The 20,144-nt window shown below is 41.9% G+C and carries 11 protein-coding genes; 10 read left to right on the forward strand and 1 reads right to left on the reverse strand.

The features are described from left to right. Positions 1–64: 64 nt before the first annotated feature. The 9 genes from FC093_RS24770 (at position 65) to lnt (ending at position 12,728) form a co-directional block, all read left to right on the forward strand. Positions 65–1,492 carry a RagB/SusD family nutrient uptake outer membrane protein gene (locus tag FC093_RS24770; protein WP_206106487.1) on the forward strand — a complete coding sequence of 476 codons (1,428 nt, stop codon included), beginning with the start codon at positions 65–67 and terminating at the stop codon, positions 1,490–1,492. 239 nt (positions 1,493–1,731) lie between these two features. Next, complete coding sequence (locus FC093_RS02280) at positions 1,732–2,676, forward strand: ROK family protein (RefSeq protein ID WP_137260105.1); 945 nt, start codon at positions 1,732–1,734, stop codon at positions 2,674–2,676. A gap of 10 nt (positions 2,677–2,686) precedes the next feature. Beyond that, positions 2,687–4,465, forward strand: a complete 1,779-nt coding sequence (locus FC093_RS02285) for a class I mannose-6-phosphate isomerase (RefSeq protein WP_137260106.1) — start codon at positions 2,687–2,689, stop codon at positions 4,463–4,465. A 6-nt stretch (positions 4,466–4,471) separates the two neighbouring features. After that, positions 4,472–5,872 (forward strand): sugar porter family MFS transporter, encoded by a 1,401-nt coding sequence (locus FC093_RS02290; RefSeq protein ID WP_137260107.1) that lies wholly within the window; start codon positions 4,472–4,474, stop codon positions 5,870–5,872. Between the two features lie 42 nt (positions 5,873–5,914). Continuing rightward, complete coding sequence (locus FC093_RS02295) at positions 5,915–6,703, forward strand: hypothetical protein (protein ID WP_137260108.1); 789 nt, start codon at positions 5,915–5,917, stop codon at positions 6,701–6,703. 98 nt (positions 6,704–6,801) lie between these two features. Further along, positions 6,802–8,016: a DUF4185 domain-containing protein gene (locus FC093_RS02300; protein WP_137260109.1), complete on the forward strand. Its 1,215-nt coding sequence runs from the start codon at positions 6,802–6,804 to the stop codon at positions 8,014–8,016. A gap of 8 nt (positions 8,017–8,024) precedes the next feature. Next, positions 8,025–9,257, forward strand: coding sequence for a DUF4185 domain-containing protein (locus FC093_RS02305; protein WP_137260110.1), 1,233 nt, complete (start codon positions 8,025–8,027; stop codon positions 9,255–9,257). A 529-nt stretch (positions 9,258–9,786) separates the two neighbouring features. Continuing rightward, complete coding sequence (locus FC093_RS02310; protein ID WP_137260111.1) at positions 9,787–10,914, forward strand: T9SS type A sorting domain-containing protein; 1,128 nt, start codon at positions 9,787–9,789, stop codon at positions 10,912–10,914. Positions 10,915–11,165: 251 nt separating this feature from the next. Then, the gene (lnt, locus tag FC093_RS02315; protein ID WP_137260112.1) at positions 11,166–12,728 is read left to right on the forward strand and encodes an apolipoprotein N-acyltransferase; all 1,563 of its coding nucleotides are present in this window, start codon (positions 11,166–11,168) and stop codon (positions 12,726–12,728) included. Positions 12,729–13,276: 548 nt separating this feature from the next. Here the strand turns inward: lnt and FC093_RS02320 are convergent. After that, a complete protein-coding gene (locus tag FC093_RS02320; RefSeq protein WP_137260113.1) occupies positions 13,277–16,396 on the reverse strand; it encodes a GH116 family glycosyl hydrolase in 3,120 nt (1,039 codons plus the stop codon). A 254-nt stretch (positions 16,397–16,650) separates the two neighbouring features. On the opposite strand from FC093_RS02320, the gene FC093_RS02325 reads away from it, so the two are divergent. After that, a complete protein-coding gene (locus FC093_RS02325) occupies positions 16,651–19,995 on the forward strand; it encodes a VCBS repeat-containing protein (RefSeq protein WP_137260114.1) in 3,345 nt (1,114 codons plus the stop codon). The last annotated feature ends 149 nt before the right edge of the window (positions 19,996–20,144 follow it).

Below are 20,144 nucleotides of genomic sequence, written 5' to 3' on the forward strand. Positions count from 1 at the left end.
GAAAAAGCTTAGCAATATGAAAGGGTATTTCATCATTATTACAATAATTAGCTGTTGCATTTTTATGCTTTCTTCCTGTGAAAAATTCCTTACAGAAGATCCCAAAAATGTAGTAGCTGTTACCAATTTTTATCAAACAGAAAATGACGCCATTTTAGCCGTCAATGCTATTTATGCGTACTTAAATTCTACCAGCACCGGTTCAACAGCAGGTGTATATCACAGTACGTTTTGGGTGATTGCAGGTGTTGCTTCCGATGAGATGAACAATGAGTCCATCTTTACACCGGACATTGACCAGATCAGTAAATTTTCTGAAAGTCCCATCAACAACGGGTTGCAGGAAACATGGACAATGCACTACAAAGCCATTACGCTTGCTAATATTGCCATTGCAAGAATTCCCGGTATTGACATGGATCCAACACTAAGAACAAGGCTGGTAAATGAAGCACATTTTTTACGTGGTTTATTATACTTCGATATGGTGCGCCTGTTTGGAAACATTCCGTTGGTATTGGAAGAAGTGGAGCCTTTAACACCGCCTGTAACTACGCCAAATGCCATTTACGACCAAATCATACAAGACCTTACCGCTGCAGAAGATTTGCCCGACAGTTATCCCCCGGGTCAAGGTCGCGGGCGTGCTACCAAAGGCGCTGCAAAAGCCATCCTTGCCAAAGTATATCTAACACAGCAGGACTGGACTGCCTGTGCAGCCAAATGCAAGGAAGTTATCAACTCCGGTCAGTACCAGTTGTGGGATGATTTTGCAGATGTATTTAAGCTCTCCAGCCGTGGTGGCAAGGAAGCCATTTTTTCCGTAGGTTTTGGCGATGCAGGCGGCGCTATTATCTTTTGGGAAGTAGGGCAGTTTAATGTACGCTTGTTGCCACCGCAATTGAGTGTGGAAGGCGTGCAGAATGCACAAGGCTGGCAAACACCTACTCAAAATCTGTACGATACTTATGACCCGCAGGACCGTCGCAGAGAAGTAACTTATATCACAGAAGTTCACAACCCCGATGGAACGGTTACTACGATAAAACCATACATCCAAAAATATTGGGATCGCGCTGCTGAGCCGCAAGGCAATGGTTCTGCCAATGATTATCCGGTAATACGCTATGCTGATGTACTGCTGATGTATGCAGAAGCTGAAAATGAATTAGGCAATTCGGCTGAAGCACACACCTACATCAATATGGTGCGTAAACGTGCCCGCTGGGATGGCGTTGCCGAACGCAATACCGTGCCTGATTATGTGGGTTTGAGCCAGGAAGCATTTCGTGCTGCTGTGTTGCAGGAAAGAAGGTTGGAATTTGTGGCAGAAGGACAGCGCTGGTTTGATCTGGCACGTACGCATACATTGGAAAAGTTGGTGCCTGTTGCCAAGCCGGGTATTACACCGCAACCAAAGCATTACTTATTCCCCATTCCACAAAGAGAAATTGATTTAAATCCGAATCTGAAACAGAATGATGGATATTAATGTCTTACAGGTAACACAGATGAGCACGGATGATAAGAGAAACTATTAATACTATTCCATAACAACATTCATCATAAAAATGATATACATGAAACAAATGCATTCATCTGAGCGCATCTGTATTGCATGTAATTGTGATAAAGCAATAAACGATATAAGCATTTAGGAAGATCGAGGCAGGTAATAGGTAAAATTATTTTTTATCTGTGAGAAATAATCATTTGTGAGCAATAAAAATCATGAACAACAACATAGCCATAGTAATGGACTTAGGAGGTACCAAAATAAAATTGGGTTTAGCAGAGAATGGAAACATGCTATGCACTAAAGAAATGGATGCTTATTCTCAGCATGGTTTAAGTGTACGATTGCCTTTTATTCAGCATTGTATTGATGAGATGCTCCGGCAACAAGGCATAGACATACATAAGGTTTTCGGAATGGGTATATCCATACCCGGTATTGTGGATAGTAAAAAAAAGAAGATTTTATCTATTGATAATAAGTTTAATGATGCACCGCAGTTAGACCTGAGTGCATGGGCAAAGCAAAACTGGAATATACCCATACAATTAGAAAACGATGCACGCTGCGCCCTCATTGGTGAATGGCAATATGGAAAGGGTAAAGGCTGTGATAATGTAGTAATAATGACTATTGGTACCGGCGTTGGTTCGTCGGCGGTAATAGAAGGAAAGGTGCTACGTGGAAAACACTTTCAGGCTGGATGCCTGGGCGGGCATTTTACCATCAACATACATGGGCAACGGTGCAATTGCGGCAATTATGGCTGCGTGGAAGTAGAGGCTTCTACCTGGAATATTGCAAGAATTGCAAAGGTATCAAAAGGCTTTGCAGAGAGCGCCTTAGCAGCGGAAGATGCAATTGATTTCGAATCTATATTCCGGTGTGCAGCTAATGGAGATGCATTGGCAATGCAGTTGCGAGAAGAATGTATAAATGTATGGAGCGCATGTGCGGTTAATTTAATTCATGCTTACGACCCCGAAATATTAATTGTAAGCGGAGGCGTAATGAGGAGTGCGGATTATATCATTCCACGTTTGCAACAAAAAGTAGCTGAATATGCGTGGACGCCGTGGGGAGAAGTAAAAGTAGAGAAAGCACAAAACATTAATACGGCGGCACTACTTGGAGCGGCTTATTTAGTATATCAATCATAAATACAAAGTATTGAAAAAATCAAATTTTGACAAAGCACCTTATGTAGCTATTGACGGGCATCGCTGTACGGCAGGATGGGAAGATATAACGGACGAATTGAGTAATGTCATCTTTCAAAAGAATGCTCAGCAGGTGGTAGTTGCCGTTGACTGTTATCACGGCGTTTATGTGGAGGAGATTGCAGCTTGCCTGCAGGAAGGTTTTCCCGCTGCACAGTTATTTTATACATTATCTGCTATGCGCAGCAATGCGGAAACAGCAGAAATGGTGTTCCCTTTTGTAACAGACGATCCTGTGTTTGGCTACATCACTCCACTGGAGTTAAAAAGCTTTTTTAGTGAACAAAAAACAACGGTTTTACAGCAACAAATAAGCGCAGCAACAGCAACTATCATTTTTGTTATAGGTTATGGTGCTACACTCATTGCTCCTGATGCTGATTTGATTGTATATGCCGATATGCCGCGCTGGGAAATACAGTTGCGTTTTCGTAATAAAAATATTAGCAATCTGGGAGCAGACAATACTGATGCTGAATTTTCCTACCAGTACAAAAGAAGCTTTTTTGTTGATTGGCGTGTATTAGACCGGCATAAAAGAACACTCCTGAACCGCTGGGATTTTGTGCTGGATACTACGATACCAGGAAGGCCAAAAATGATCACCGGCAAAGCATTACAGGAAGCTTTGGCACACACCGTAGAAAGACCGTTCAGAGTCGTTCCATTTTTTGATCCCGGTCCCTGGGGCGGGCAGTGGCTGAAAGAAGTGTGCGATTTAGATGACAATCAACCCAATTATGCATGGGGTTTTGATTGTGTGCCCGAAGAAAATAGTTTATTGTTTCGTTTTGGAGAGGTGTTGTTCGAAACACCGGCTATTAATCTTGTATTTGCGCAGCCTGAAAAGTTACTGGGTAAAAAAGTATATCAGGCGTTTGGTGCAGAGTTCCCCATCCGCTTCGATTTTTTGGATACGATAGAAGGCGGAAACCTAAGCCTGCAGGTGCATCCTTTAAGAGAATACATCCGCGAAAAATTTGGAATGGGCTACACGCAGGATGAAAGCTATTATATACTGGATGCAAGAGAAAATGCCTTTGTGTATCTGGGTTTGAAAGAAGACATAAACAAAAACGCCATGCTGCACGAACTGCATCAGGCGCAGGAAAAAGGTGGTGATTTTGATGCAGAAAAATATGTAGCCAAATGGACTATTAAAAAGCATGATCACATACTCATACCTGCCGGAACCATCCATTGCTCCGGTGCCGATACGGTAGTGCTGGAGATAAGTGCTACACCTTACATCTTTACTTTTAAATTATGGGATTGGGGCCGGATGGGACTGGATGGAAAACCGCGTCCCATATCGCTGGAGCATGGTAAGAATGTAATTCAATGGAACAGGACGTCGGCATGGACAAAGGAGCACATCATCAATCAATTTGAACGAATAGGTGAAGGCGATGGCTGGATAGAAGAAAGAACCGGGCTGGATGCTACTTCCTTTATTGAAACAAGAAGACATTGGTTTACTAAAAAAGTAGCGCACAATACAAACGGGATTGTGAATGTGCTCAACCTGATTGAAGGCAGGGAAGCCATTATAGAAAGCCCTTCCAACGCATTTGAGCCGTACATTATTCATTATGCAGAAACCTTTATAGTGCCTGCCAACGTAGGCGCATATACTATTCGTCCGTATGGCGAAAGTGATGGTCAACAATGCGCTACCATCAAAGCTTTTGTAAGAACAGATAACTTAACTGATTACCGCATTAATTAATACACTATGAATACTACCGGCAATAAAGGGTATGTATATAAAGCAACCTCCGTAGCAGCCATTGGCGGGCTTCTTTTTGGCTACGATACGGCTGTAGTGGCAGGTGCCATTGGTTTTATCCAAAAGCAATACGGCCTTTCGGCTACCATGGTTGGCTGGATTGCATCGTGTGCATTAGTAGGCTGTATCGCAGGCGCTATGTTTGCAGGCAAATTAAGTGATGCCATTGGTCGTAAAAAAGTATTGATTTTATCTGCCATTTTATTCGCTGTTTCCTCGGCAGGTATTCTGTTGCCGATGAGTCTTACATGGTTTGTTATTTTCCGGTTTATTGGCGGTTTAGGCATTGGCGTTGCCTCCATGCTGGCGCCCATGTACATTGCCGAAATTGCGCCGGCCAACATACGCGGGCAATTGGTGTCTATCAATCAACTGGGCATTGTTTCTGGTATTTTATTAATCTATTTTGTAAATGCAGCTATCGCCGGCTGGCACGATGAAACCTGGAATATCACTACCGGCTGGCGTTGGATGTTTGGCTCCGGCTTAATTCCTTCTGTTATCTTTTTAATCCTCTTATTTTCTGTGCCCGAAAGTCCGCGCTGGCTGGCACAACAACAGCGGTGGGTTGCCGCAAAATTCATTCTTACAAAAATCAATGGCGCGGCAAAAGCAGAAGAGGAAGTAAAAGACATCAAGGCAACATTAAACCTTGAAAAAAGTTCCTTTGCCGATATATGGGCACCGGCAGTTCGCAAGCCGTTGATAATAGGGGTGGTGCTGTGTATTTTTTCGCAGGTTACGGGCATCAATGCTATTATGTATTATGCGCCGGAAATTTTCAAATCTACAGGCGATGCCACAGATTCGGCTTTGCTGCAAACCGTGCTGGTAGGTGCTATCAATTTATTATTCACACTCGTTGCCATAAAATATGTTGATCGCTGGGGCAGAAGAACGTTGCTGCTGCTGGGCTGTGCCGGCATGGCTGTTTGCCTTGCTATTGTGGGCAGTGCCTTTTATTTTGATATGGCAAAAGGCTACCTCGTGCTTGTTGCTATCCTTGCTTACATCGCTTTCTTCGCGGTATCACTTGGCCCTTTGGCATTTGTGGTAATAGCCGAAATATTCTCTAATCGCAACAGGGGCATGGCAATGTCGGTTTGTATTTTTTTCTTATGGACTTCGGTGTATGTCGTATCGCAGTCATTCCCTATGTTGCTCGCTTCTATTGGCAGTGCTTTTACCTTTTGGATATATATGTTGATGTCGGTGCTTGCTTTCCTGTTTGTTTATAAATTAATTCCCGAAACCAAAGGAAAATCATTAGAAGAAATAGAGCGGTTTTGGAAGGTGAAAAACGTAGAAGCAGAGCCATTGATTGTACCAAAAACAAGCAATATATAAAATGCCGTTAGCTGTAATTATTCAACAAAAATATTCCTATTCATGAAACGATACATTATACCAATCTGCTGCTTTACCTGTTGCATAATGATGCTGGCATCCTGCAAGAAAGATACAACAGACCCCAATTTGCCTGTACTAAAATTACACCCGGTAAACGTAACCGGAAAAAGCGGTCAGCAGGTGTTGGATACATTGGATATTCTTGCACCGTATGGAGCTAAAATATTAGTGCTTTCAAAGACTATCAACCTTGTACCAGACAGTGCCTTTGGTACCACGACAGTAACGCCGGAAAGTATTGGAAATAATATGTACCGGTACATTTTTGCCTACACCTATCAGCCCGAAGAAGTAGATAAGCTCGTAGGCATTAATTTTCATTTTGAGGATGAAAAAGGCAATGTGGCTGAGAAGGATTTAACGGTAAATACTACAGCATCCGGTGCACAAATTATTTACTCGCACAAGTGGAAACTGACTTCTAAACTATGGACGACCGTTGATCCTATTGAAGAGAATGAACAGGATTGTGAAAAAGACAATTTCTTTATGTATCACCGCGATAGCACCATTGCTGTTGACTTTGGTACGCAGGGCTGTTTGTTTGATGGCTTTAATGTGTATGATAAATGGACGTTGAGCGAAGATGAAAAAACATTTACCCAAACGTATCACTCGGTATTTGATAGTACAAAAATCACTACCGAAGTGTATAATGTACAGTCATTAACAAAAGATAAATGGGTAATGGATATAGCATTGGATTTAAGTGCATTTGGCTTAACCGATCATGAAGTATTTGTATATACTTACGAAGCAGCAGATTGAGAGTATAAGTGGTGAGCAATCAGTTGTGCGTATTAGCTTCTCACTCACCATCCAATACTCACAAATAGCAATGATTTTATAACTAGCAAACATGATACATGAAACCATATAATAATCCATTAAAGCTTACCATTAGTGCCGGTATATTTATGTTACTTTCCTGCTCATCTGGCAAGCATATTTCACAATCACCGGTAAATACCGATCTTACTTCTTTGAAGTTTACGGTGGAAGCAGCAGATGACTGGAGTGATCTTTTTTATAGAAAGTCTGGCTGGTTTGGTGCCGACGGTATTTTTGCCATTGCAAAAAATGGTGTGGATACTGCAGGCGCAGGCAAAGACAGTGAAACCACACTACTGTTTAGCGATACGATGTTTGGCGATATTGTAGATGATAGTTTGCAGCCAGGCTACACGATGGTGCATAATTCTGTTGCCATCATCAAGGGCAATGAACCGGTGAAAGATAACATCCGTTTTTATGTAAATAAAAAAGCAGATGGTACGCCGGAATCGATGTTTATTCCTAATACGCCCAATACCAAACCCGGCGATTATTTTTGGCTGGGCGATGGCTTTGTAAACCCCGCAAAGAACAACGCTACTTATATTTTTGGTTATCGCATACACGATACCAGCACCGCAGTATTTGGCTTTGGCGAATTTGGCAATGTGCTCATCAAAATTCCACAGGGCAGCAAGCCGCCGTATAGCGATCAACAGCAAATGGATACGCCGTTCTTTTTGGCTGGTACTACTGATATACAAGGCTCTTTCGGCGCCTGCATTTTTCCCAATATCAAAGCTGCAGGTTATAAAACCGCCGATGGTTATGTGTATGTTTATGGACTGCGCGGCAAAGAAAAAAATGTAATGGTGGCAAGAGTGTTACCAAAGGATTTTGAAGAGTTTGACAAATGGCGTTTTTGGGATGGCAGTACATGGAATAAAGACATCAGCAAGGTAGCCAATATTACCAACCACGCCTCCAACGAGTTGAGTGTGTGTCCATTACCGGATGGGAGATATGCAATGGTATTTCAAACAGACGGTATTGGCCGTGGTGTAGGCTTGCGGTTGAGTAATCATCCGCAAGGTCCGTTTGGTCCTATCATTAAATTATGGGAATGTAAAGAGCCGGACATTGCTAAAAATTTCATTGTATATAACGCAAAAGCACACACCAATCTTTCCAATCCAAACGAATTACTCATCAGCTATAATGTCAATTCGTTTGACTTTTGGAATGATATAAAAGTATATCCAAACTTGTATCGCCCCCGGTTTATAAGAGTTAAACTACTGCAATAAAATTATCCATGAACGTAGTCAAAACCTATATAACCGGCTGTTTATTTTTCGTACTATTTATAAGCATATCCTGCAAGGATGCAAAACCTGTTGCAGCTACCAATGCCGTATCTCATGCGAGATGGTATGAAAAAGATACAGCCAACCAGATGATTACCACGCCCGCTCCGCAATGGGCAGAAATGTTGCGGCACAATAAAGGCTGGATTGGTGCCGATGGCATTTATAGCGTGGCCATGAATGGCGTGGAAGCACCGGGCAAAGCAGATAAAACCAATACATTCTTCTGGTTTAGTGATTGCATCATTGGCAATATTGTAGCAGACACTTTACAGTCGGATTGGGAATTATTGCACAATTCCGTTGCTTATTTGCAGGGCGATCAGCCAGACCCAAATAATATTCAGTTTTATTACAGAAAAGACAGTGCAGGACGTTCGCTTTCTATGTTTGAGCCGCATACACCTAAGTCGGAGCCGGGCAATTATTACTGGCTGGGTGATGGCTTTTTTAATCATGCAGCAGACAGCACCGTGTATATTTTTGCTTACCTGGTGAAGACCGTTCCCGGCGGTATTTACCCGTTTGATGATATTGGATTGTCGCTTATTGCCATACCCAAAAACAGCAAGCCACCTTACACCGACCAAAAGCAGTATGATACGCCGTTCTTTTTGAAGGATAGTAACGGAAAAGGTAAAGTGGTGTTTGGCATTAATGTGTTGCCCAATACCGTAGGTGCCGGTGCGCCGCATCCGGATGGCTATATTTATGTGTATGGTGTAAGAGGTGCTAAAAAAGAACTGTTGGTAGCAAGAGTAAAAGATACCGGATTTACCCAATTTGATGAATGGCGGTTTTGGGATGGCGCTGCATGGAATGCAGATATTAATGCCGCCGCCGCATTAACCGATAGGATCTCTAATGAAATGAGTGTATCTTTTATGGATGATGGACGTGTACTTGCAACGTATGAATTGGATACTAATTCGCCTAATGTGGTAGTGCAGGTAGGTGCTTCGCCGGAAGGACCTTTTCAACCGTATAAAAAAATATGGGAAACACCTGAAATATATGATGCCATTGATTTTTATACCTATAACGCTAAGGCGCATCCGCACCTTTCAAAACCGGGTGAATTGTTGATCAGTTATAACGTAAACTCGTTTAACTTTATAGAGAATATCACCAGGCGTCCATATCACTTGCGACCAAGATTCATCACTTTAAAATACAAATAAATGAAAGGGAAAAGCAGAGGGTATTGTAAGAATGATGACGGTTAATCTTTTGAACTACAGAGGGCGCAGAGGAGCACAAAGAGTACAGCGTGACATTGTTTTAACGCATGTCTCCGGGCGGAGAGTAACAGCAATAGTAAGTGATTGGAATGCGAACTTACCACAGGTTACATCCACATTGATATTAGCTAATACAATGGATATTTACAACAACATTATTTCACCCTTTTTGGATGTAAGGATATTGTGTTCTTTTTGTTACTACAATCCTGTTATCTATTTGAGATTTGTAAGCCTGAAAGGCTGACTAAATTATTGTAATTATCCGGAAAAAATCGTTACAACCCCGGAGGAGTGAAATAGTAGTGCCTTAAAAATAGCCTCTTTAATCACACTCGCCTGAAACTGTGAATTAATATAAATCAATCTATACTTTATGTACCTTCACTTCACAACATTAAGTAATTCCGCATTCTTAAAATTCCAATAACATTCATAAAATCCATTCTCTAACAAACAAACTTCCACTATGAAAAAAGTTTTACTACTCGCTGTAATGCTGATCATCGGTCATCAGCTTTTTGCATTTACCACACAGGGCGTTTGGCGCTGGCGTAAGGATGATGGCTCTGAAACATCGGCTACCTGGATGGCTGCACAAAACACGCCCGTTACTATTTCCTCCATGGACAGCATTATACGCCTGCGTATTGAACTGTACAACAACGGCAGCGGCGGCACTTTGGACGGTGCTTTTTTTGAAGATTCCAGCAGCGAAGCCGGCTCGCATTGGGATACTATTAAACTGGAGACTGGTTCCAGCGCCTTTGTATTGGCAGGTACCGATGCGTATGTAACCGACCTGGAGCCAACCACAGCGCAACTAAACGGGCAGGCATTTGCATTTGAGCCGGGGAAAGTAATTGTATCAACGTATAAACTACCGGCGCAAACAGTTTCAAAAGGCGCGCGAACGGAAATGGAATATACTATTAAACCATCGGCAAATATCAAGCCCGGTGTTACCTACTACTTCAGGGTAGATGCAGCCAATTATCTGGTAGATTATGAGTTTCCTTCATTAACTACTTCCGCTGTATTGCCGGTAAATATTACAGGCTTTATTGTGCAAGCAGCGGAAAAAGGTGTATTGCTCCGCTGGACGACAGTAACGGAAACAAACAATGCCCGTTTTGAGGTGGAGCGAAGCGGCGATGGCAGAACATGGAGCGTGATTGGCAGTACTAAAGGAAACGGTACTTCAGCCGAGGCACATACCTATACGCTGTATGATGACAGTCCGCTGAATGGCATGAACTTTTATCGCATCAGGCAATATGATGTAAATGGAAAAGCCAGCATAACAGACATCAAATCGCTGAATATGCTGAGGAGCCGTGCAAATGTTGTATCGGTATTTCCTAATCCTGCAAAGGGCAGCAACATTCAATTTAGCCTGCAGCATTATAGCGGTGGCGATTTGTTGGTTACTCTATCATCCGCTAATGGGAAAACTGTTCACACAGAAGTGATTAAAGCGGCACAGCAAAACATTACCTACAAACTGCATGTAAATAATGCATTGAACGCTGGCATGTATATTTTGCATGTAAAAGGCGGCGATGTTGCTGAAAGCATCAAGGTGATTGTTCAATAAAAAGTGTTTGTACAGTTAAAAAAAGGAAAGAACACCAATAACTGTTCTTTCCTTTTTATTTTGTTTTTTCACTGCAGAGAACAGGAGTAAATGAAGTTCGCGCAGAGCTATTTATTACTCTCGTTGGACATGCTGCCAATCAGGAGTAAACGAAGTTTATCCAGTATTATTTATTCCTCTGCGTAAGTTCTGTAAACTCCTGTTCTCTGCGAAGAAAAAGCACAACATCGGTTTTATAAGCATGAATTTTTATGATTCAACAATTTCTCAAAGGCAAATGGATAGGACCACTGATTGCGGGTATTCTTACCTTCATAGCACTTAGCCGCAGCAATTTTCTTTTTGCATGGATATGCTACGTTCCACTTTTCTTTTCTTTATTCAATAAAACACCAAAACAATGGTTTGCAAGCGGACTTATTTTTGGTGGAGTGATTGCCGTTTTCGCATTTTACTGGATGATACCCGGAGCTGAAAGATTTACCGGCAACAGCATCTTGTATGGTATAGGTGTTTTCATCCTTTCTGCACTCTTTCTAGCGCTTTATTTTGGTGTGTTGTTGTATTGCTTTAGCAAAATAAAAATAAGCAATGAACATTACCCAAACATATACATCAACGCCCTGCTTGCTGCTGCTGTTTTTACGGTAGCTGAAGCTTTGTTGATGAATGTATCTGCAGGCTTTCCGTGGTTCGATTTTCATTCGGCTTACTTCCTGGCAGGTAATGAATATGCCATTCAGCCAGCGGCTTTTTTTGGCATACATATTTTAAGTTTTGTAGTGGTGTTTGTTAATTATTTAATTGCTGTTTTTCTTTTTCAAAAGAACTATAAACACTTATTTATCCCTGCAGTTGTAATTATTGCTTATTTGTTTGCTGGCTATCTGATAGAGCAATCATTCAATCAATCTGTTTCACCCCAAAAGTCATTCACCGCAGCGATACTTGCCGAAAACATTCCGCCCGAAATGAAGTGGGATGATAATAACGGTAATATGCTTGCGGAGCGTTTATTAGACCTCAACCGCGAAGCGGCACAACTAAAACCTGACATTATTGTATGGTCGGAATCTGCTATACCCTGGACATACCGTAAAGACGATGACCTGGTAAATGAGGTGCTGAAAATAACCGCGCCTGCACAGGTCACGCATATTATGGGCATCAATACGGGGCATGCCACCAATGAAGTATATAATTCGGCTTACTGCCTGTTGCCCAACGGAGCTGTTGCCGGCCGTTATGATAAGCAATATTTACTTTCATTAGTAGAAAGTCCAATCAACGGAATTATCATTCCTTTTTTATCCAGCAGTGGTTTTATAGAAAGAAAAGATACTGCACATGCAGCACCTTTACCTACTGCTTATGGCAAAGCCGGCATTATGATTTGTAATGAATGTACGGTGCCGCAAGCTGCTTACAGCGCGGTACAGCAAGGTGCCAACTTTTTGTGCAACATGAGCAATGATGGCTGGTTTAATGATACATACATTGTAGGCATGCATTTCTACAATGCAAGGCTGCGTGCGGTAGCTACAAGAAAAGATGTGGTAGTTAATTGTAACAATGGTTATTCAGGACTGATACAGGCTTCGGGAAAAATAGCTGCACAGGAACGCAGTACAGAACCTTTTGTAAAAATGGTAACAATACAGCCTAATAATGAGCTAACGCTTACCACGCAATATCCTTTACTATTTGTGTATGTATGCGCTGTTTTTATTGTGGTTGTATTCATTCTCATAATGAAAAAGAAAGCAGGTGCATACAAAGGCAAAAACATGCAACATAGTATTACCCTAGAGTAAAAGAAAATTGTGTAACAGTCTTCTTATTAATAAAACAGCATTTTGGTGTTTCAGAAAATTGAAAGATTATGTAGCCACTCATTGCGCAATTGCTGCCAATTATTACCAGGAATTAGCGACGACTTTGTGGGAACCTGTTTACCGGATCAATCAATCTTAATGCACTATTACTTAAATTCTTAAAGCTTTCAGTAAACCATACAGTACAGTTGCAAATAACACCTTTGTTAGCCTAATCAACAGCTACAATACTAAATCCATCTTAGAGTAAGTGGAGGCGCAGACATGGACAGATGCGTGAAGTGATCGTGCCGTCCTTGATTTCCTGTCTGCCGTCAGGCAGGTTTGGTTACTTTTGATCGGGCAAAAAGTAACCAAACAACAACTACACGTAAGAAATTATACTTAAAAACACTTACAATCTCAACAGTATCCAAAACCAATTTATCCTATGTTAAACTTATTTATGGTACCATGCACCTAATTCTGACGCCGTATTAAAAATAAAACGGGTTACGCATACAATTGTTATTATCTGGTGGATATAGCTATCCGATTTTTACTACTATTTCCTGTTCGGGTAATAATGTAATTTCCTCAAAATTGATAGTTATCATATCGCCATCTGTTGTGTAAGTGCATGGTAGTTTTGTGCCATTGCTATACATGCTTAACTGTGTAGGTTTTCTGTTGGTTGTCAATTGCAGTTGCCTTAAACTTAAGGTGCCATATTTTACTTTGATGGTATTGCTTTGCGAAGCAGCCGTTTGCTGTTGCGCAATATTGCCCCACGCCTTTGCCGATGTAAAAAAGCTTTTAAAGTTATCCTTCGAAACCTTTGGATGAAAACCCATTATTTTTTCAGGTCCGTTGTAATAAAAGTCCTGCAACGCCAGCATTACGCCCCACGATGCCATAGCGCGGGCATAATGATCGCCACACTCCACTTCATTCCAGGGATTATGCTTTTCGGGGCTGTATCGCTCGTGTACTGCTTTTACAATAGATAAGCCTTCATCAATCATGTTTTCATAAATCATATTGGTGGCTACCTGGTATTCTATGCCGGTCCATACTTCATCGCGGTAGCGCACCCCTTTCTCGCCCATGTGCTCACTTTTTGGCCAAGTGCAAACCAGTAAACCAGGCTCGCCAAAACTGGCGTAAGTTCTTTCGGGCGGATGTATTTTGTTTTGCACAGCTACATCGGGCGCCCAGTTGTATTTCCATATAGATTGAAGCGTTTGCTTCACCTGCTCCTTTGGATAAATATACCCAAGATGGTTAAGGTGATTCCATGTTTGTCCAAATAACTGATCACTTAAACAACCAGTGGCATACTGGTATTCGGGATGTGCCTTAAGGTTTACATCCTGAATAAAATATTCACCATTCCACAATCTTTTCACCGTATTTGCTTCACCGGCAGCAGCTATTTGTTTGCATCGTGCAGCAAAGGCGGTATCATTCATTATTTCAGCCATTTTACCTGCTGCTTTAAGTGCCGCCAGATAAAGCGAACCCACGTATGTATTAGCGCCATAAAACGCAATATCATATGTGTTTGCCTGCACCTTTTCTATTAAACCATCCTCGTTTTCATCTTCATTAATGATGAATGTTGTGGCGCGTTTAATACGATCCCAGTTGCGTGTTAAAAAGAGATCATTATCCGAATTAAGGTATTCGCGATACGCTTTTAAAATAGCACCTGCATGTCCATCAATCAATACGCCGCCCCAGCCGTTGCGCGCCAGTATGCTGCCATCTTTTTGAAAGGAAGCATCAAAGTCTGTTCGCTCTCTAATGTTTCTTTCCAGCTCAGGGAAAAAGCGTGCGAGTGCCTGCTCGTAATTCCATACATGCGTGCAGGTACCTACACAGGAACCTACTCCCTCCCATGCCCAAAATTTACCATTTGCCCACCACTGGCAGGTTTCGGTAGCAAGTGTGGATAAAGGCATCAGCAACCGTTGTGCCAGCCAATAAGGAAGTGTAGTATTGTTGTAATAGGTATCGTGAAAGGTATGTGTTTCGGCAGACAGGCGCGGGAGATTGTTTTGTAAATAATAAGCTACCTCCTGCGAGTTGCCGAACCAGTTGCTGTACATATTGCCAATAATAGTTGCACCATCTGTTGGCAGTGCCGTATTCCAATCGTTGCCAATGATATCTGTTACATCGCTACCGTAATAATACGATGGCCGGTTAGGGAAATACCAGGTTAGCAGGAAGGTAAGGTCTTTACTTTCGCCGGGCTTTAAGCTGATTGTACTGCCTACCGAGCCGGCAAATTTTTCGCCTGTTTTTCTTTTGGCAGAATCGCTGTTATTATTGTCTGATAAACCGCTATAATCTGCATCACCATTGGCGTTGGCAGTTAATACGCTCAGCGAAAGATTGCCATAATATGGATGATTGGCAGGAAAGTATTTATCCTTTGTAACCCATTTATCACTAAACACAATATCATCAATATTAATGTGTCCCCAGCCGCCGGTTTCTGCATCCACAATTTCAAAATGCGCCTGCTGACCTTTTACATCTTTTACATCCCAGCATTGTATATCCAGCCCTTCGGTATTCTTGCCGGTTGCGGTGCGAACTATCTTGCCATTTACAACAAGATTGATGCAGGTAGTGCCCGGATGATTGCCGCCGCCTATTTTAAAAGCGATATAATCATCAGCTATGGTAAAATTGTTCGACACCATTTTGCCGGTAGTACCATCGCCATTTAAAAATGAGTTGACAACACCCTTTCCACCAAAGTTCACTAACCTGCTTTGGTCGCCGCCAAAGCTGCCCGCCGCCGGCGATTTACCAAATGCATCGCCACTGATTGTCCATTTGCCATAACCGTTTTCAAAATCTTCATACACTTTTAGTACCGGCTTATCTGTTGCAGTTAGCGGCTTGCCAGGAACGAGGTCCATCACCAATGAAGTAATACCATTTTTCCTGATAATCCGGTTGCGGCTATCGGCATTTATTTCATTCGCAATTTCGAGGCACACCAGGTTTTGCAGCCAGCCATTGAGCGTTGCCGTTACGGGTTGCGAAGAAGTGTTTTTAATCGTGTATTTTAAAATAGTAGCCGGCGTTGCAGATTCACGTGCATTCATTGGGATAAATGGTGAAAATACTTCTGCACTTACCTGTACAGGCAATGTATTTTTCTTATTGGCATAATCAATTGTAGCAATCGGATATTCACCGGTAAAAGCAATATCATCAAAACCGTTTTTGTTGAGTTGAACGGTTTGTTTTTTGCCATTTTGATTAATGGTAATGGCAAAGCCCTGGTCTATATAACTGGCAGGGCGAAAGGTTTTATAGCATACAGCCCATGGTCCTAATGCAGTATTGAAATGCGTAAGTGAATCAACGCCATAGCCGGTATTATAAGCATTATTGGCAATCCACCAGTTTGCAAGCGTACCGTCGCCGCGCACATACAACTGACCGGCAGCAATACCACCGCACGGCATTCCTATCGTTAATAGCTCATCACCTTTATATGCCTTTCTTTCATTACTCCATAAGCTTTTTGCCCACGCTTCAGAAAGATTTTTTTCTATAGGCACATGATGGGATGGATCTATATTTTGGCAATAAACAAGAGAGATAAATGCAGTAGTTGTTAATAGAAAAAAGAACTTTTTCATGTATATGCTTTCGTTAGATGTAAAATGATTATGACAGCTAAAATATGCACCGGCAAGGAAGTGCAATGGAATAACTCAAAAATAGCTTAAACGTTTAAGTAAAAAAACTTTTCCTGTAAAAAATTTTATTTTCAATAAAGCTTATCTATATTTACATTAGCTTGCTTAATCGTATAAGCAGGCAATTGCTGCTATTTTATGTTGGATGAGTTGCCAGGTGTTTGCTTAAATTGCACGGCAAGTACTAGCTGTTTATGAAACTTAACTTAAATGTAATCCTGCTGCTGATAGTAATAATGTGGAGCAACTGCAAACAGGCGGGAGATACATTGTTTACACCAGTTCCATCATCACAATCGCATATAACGTTTGTAAATCACATTGAAGAAGATACCAGCTTCAATATACTTACTTACGAATACCTGTACAATGGCGGCGGTGTAGCTACCGGTGATTTGAATGGCGACGGACTTGCCGATATGGTACTTACGGGCAACATGGTGAATGATAAGGTGTATTTGAACGAAGGCGATATGCGGTTTAAGGATATAACCGATGCGGTTGGCTTTACCAAAAGAAAGCGATGGAAAACAGGAGTGGTGATGGCAGATGTAAATGGGGATGGGCTGCTGGACATTTATGTTTGCTATAGTGGTCCCGGAACAGATGCCGAAAGAAGTAATGAGTTGTACATCAACAACGGTGCGAAGAATGGCATCCCTACGTTTACAGAAAGTGCCAAAGCGTATGGACTGGATGCGCCCGGCACTTACTCTACCACCGCTACTTTTTTTGATATGGATAATGATGGTGATGTAGATATGTTTCTGGTCAATCATGCCGATATGTTTTACAATCCATTTTACAATACTGAAAAGCTGCGTGCAACCAGACATCCAAAGTTTGGCAACAGGTTGTACCGTAATGATAATGGGGTGTTTAAAGACATCAGCGAAGCGGCACACATTACCGGCAGCGGTTTGAATTTTGGGTTGAGCGTGGCTACGAGTGATATTAATAACGATGGCTGGACAGATATTTATGTTACCAACGATTATGATGAGCGTGATTTTTTGTACCTCAATAATCATGATGGTACTTTTAGAGAAGTGCTGGATAAAGCGGCAGGGCATATTTCGGAGTTTGCAATGGGCGCTGATATAGCTGATTATAACAACGATGCAAAGCCCGATGTGATGGTGCTGGATATGCTGCCCGAAGACAATCATCGTCAGAAATTATTGAAAGGGGCAGACACGTACGATAAATATACTACGCGTGTGGAGCATCATTTTCATCACCAGCAAATGCGCAATACGTTGCAGTTAAACAATGGTACAGATACCAGTGGCACGCCCATTTTCAGCGAAGTGGGACAGCTTGCCGGCATCTCTAATACCGATTGGAGCTGGGCGCCTTTATTTGCCGATTTTGACAATGATGGCTGGAAAGATTTATTTATATCCAACGGCATTTTCAAAGACATTACCAACCTGGATTTTGTGAAATACACATCGGGCTACAGCAACAATTTTACTAATGAGAAGGGCGATAAAGTGGAAATGTGGCAGTTAATACAGGAAATGCCTTCTACCAAACTCAGCAACTACTTTTACCGCAACAATCATGACCTTACTTTTTCTAATGTTTCGCAGAGTTGGGGATTGAATAAAAAAGCCATCAGCAATGGCAGTGCGTATGCCGATCTGGATAATGATGGTGATTTGGATCTTATCATCAGTTGCATCAACGATGAACCAACGCTTTTAAAAAATAATACTGTTGAAAAAAAAGCAGGCTATTTTTTAAAAATAAAACTAAAAGGTGCAGGAAAAAATACACAAGGCATTGGTGCAAAAGTGTATGTAACTACCCCGCATAACAAGCAGATGCAGGAGCAATTTATCACGCGCGGTTTTCAATCTTCTATTGACCCGGTAATGCATGTTGGCCTTGGGCAGGATAGTATTATACAAACTATACAGGTAGAATGGCTAAGCGGAAAGAAATCGATAGTAAGCAATATAAAGGGTAATACAACTATAACAATAGCAGAGGCGGATGCAATGCCCGATACTGTAATATTGCCACCGCCATCAATGCCATTATTTACAGATGTTACGGCAACTGCTGGCATCCATTTTACGCACAAGTCTTCTTCGTTTGTTGACTTTAAAGTGTCACCTTTATTACCCTGCCAGCTTTCCAAAATTGGACCGGCACTTGCCAAAGGCGATGCAAACGGAGATAGATTGGAAGATGTATTTGTTGGCGGCGGTGCAGAGCAGGATAAAATATTGTTTTTGCAAACGAAAGGAGGCATGTTTATACCTGCATCCAATCAGCCCTGGAATATGGATAATAAAAGCACTACCGCAGATGCGCTTTTCTTTGATGCGGATGGTGATGGCGATGCCGATTTGTACCTTGTAAGCGGCGGTGCTGATTACTATCTGAATGCAAAAAATTACCAGGATAAATTGTATGAAAACGATGGTAAAGGCAATTACAAATTGGCTGTAAATGCGCTGCCTGCCGAAACTATTAGTGGTGCCTGTGTAAGAGCAGCAGATATGAATAAAGATGGTTTGCTGGATTTATTTGTAGGTGGTAAAATTGAACCCGGGAGGTTTCCTGAAGCGCCGGCGGGTATGCTGTTAAAAAATAAAAGCACAAAAGGACATATTGAATTTGTAAATGATAGTAATCAAAAAGATGCTACGCTTTTGCACCCTGGTATGGTGACCGATGCAGTATGGATAGACCTGAATAAAGACGGCTGGCAAGACCTTGTAGTAGCAGGCATGTTTATGCCGGTTACGGTATTTGAAAACCATCGCGGTGTGCTCCAAAACGAAACCAAAGCGTATGGGCTCGATAGCACCAGGGGTTGGTGGTGTCGCCTGCTGGCAGCCGATTTTGATAACGATGGCGATACAGATTTGGTGGTAGGAAATATGGGTACCAACACGCAGTTTAAAGCATCGGCAAAAGAGCCACTGACTGTCACCTACGCCGATTTTAATGGTGATGAAGTAATTGATCCTATACTCTGCTATTACAATGGCGGCAAAAGCTATCCTTACTTTTCGCGCGATGAAATACTGGAGCAAATACCTGCTTTGCAAAAGCGCTTCGGGCGGTATAAGGACTACGCCGATGCACAACTTTCGGATATGTTTTCAAGCGAACAACTGGCTAAAGCTTCAACAGCATCCATACAAACATTGCATTCCATTTATATAAGCAATAATGGAAATAAGCAATTTACCATAAAGCCATTACCTGCGTATGCCCAAATAAGCATGACGAATGGACTGGTAGCAAAAGACATAGATAATGATGGCAAAATGGACATAGTGCTTGCTGGTAATTTTTATCCCATGCGGGTGCAACTCGGCCCCATGGATGCAAGCATGGGGTTGGCGCTGAAAGGTAATGGCAGTGGTACTTTTACGCCATTGCCGTATGCGCAGACAGGCTTGTATATACCGGGCGATGTAAGAAATCTAATGGAAGTAAAAACAGGCAACAGTACCCTATTAATAGCAGCAAAAAATAATGAGCCGGTGCAAGTGATACAATGTAATGCAAAGTGAGGATTTATAGAACTCGCCGCTGTTGTTGTTCTTCACCAACTGCTATTTATTAGTTGATGAAGAATGCAGGTTTACTATTTAGCTCACTTTGTTGTTGGTGAAGAACACCAACAATGGCTAAAAAGTGAAGCCGCTGCAAGTAGCAACTA

Source organism: Ilyomonas limi (genome assembly GCF_005233845.1).
GTDB lineage: Bacteria > Bacteroidota > Bacteroidia > Chitinophagales > Chitinophagaceae > Ilyomonas > Ilyomonas limi.

Bases quoted from the DNA above. Each gene is read 5' to 3' on its own strand.
- FC093_RS24770 (WP_206106487.1), top strand. From the start codon at position 65: ATGCTTTCTTCCTGTGAAAAATTCCTTACAGAAGATCCCAAAAATGTA.
- FC093_RS02280 (WP_137260105.1), top strand. From the start codon at position 1,732: ATGAACAACAACATAGCCATAGTAATGGACTTAGGAGGTACCAAAATA.
- FC093_RS02290 (WP_137260107.1), top strand. From the start codon at position 4,472: ATGAATACTACCGGCAATAAAGGGTATGTATATAAAGCAACCTCCGTA.
- FC093_RS02295 (WP_137260108.1), top strand. From the start codon at position 5,915: ATGAAACGATACATTATACCAATCTGCTGCTTTACCTGTTGCATAATG.
- FC093_RS02300 (WP_137260109.1), top strand. From the start codon at position 6,802: ATGAAACCATATAATAATCCATTAAAGCTTACCATTAGTGCCGGTATA.
- FC093_RS02305 (WP_137260110.1), top strand. From the start codon at position 8,025: ATGAACGTAGTCAAAACCTATATAACCGGCTGTTTATTTTTCGTACTA.
- FC093_RS02310 (WP_137260111.1), top strand. From the start codon at position 9,787: ATGAAAAAAGTTTTACTACTCGCTGTAATGCTGATCATCGGTCATCAG.
- lnt (WP_137260112.1), top strand. From the start codon at position 11,166: ATGATTCAACAATTTCTCAAAGGCAAATGGATAGGACCACTGATTGCG.
- FC093_RS02320 (WP_137260113.1), bottom strand. From the start codon at position 16,396: ATGAAAAAGTTCTTTTTTCTATTAACAACTACTGCATTTATCTCTCTT.
- FC093_RS02325 (WP_137260114.1), top strand. From the start codon at position 16,651: ATGAAACTTAACTTAAATGTAATCCTGCTGCTGATAGTAATAATGTGG.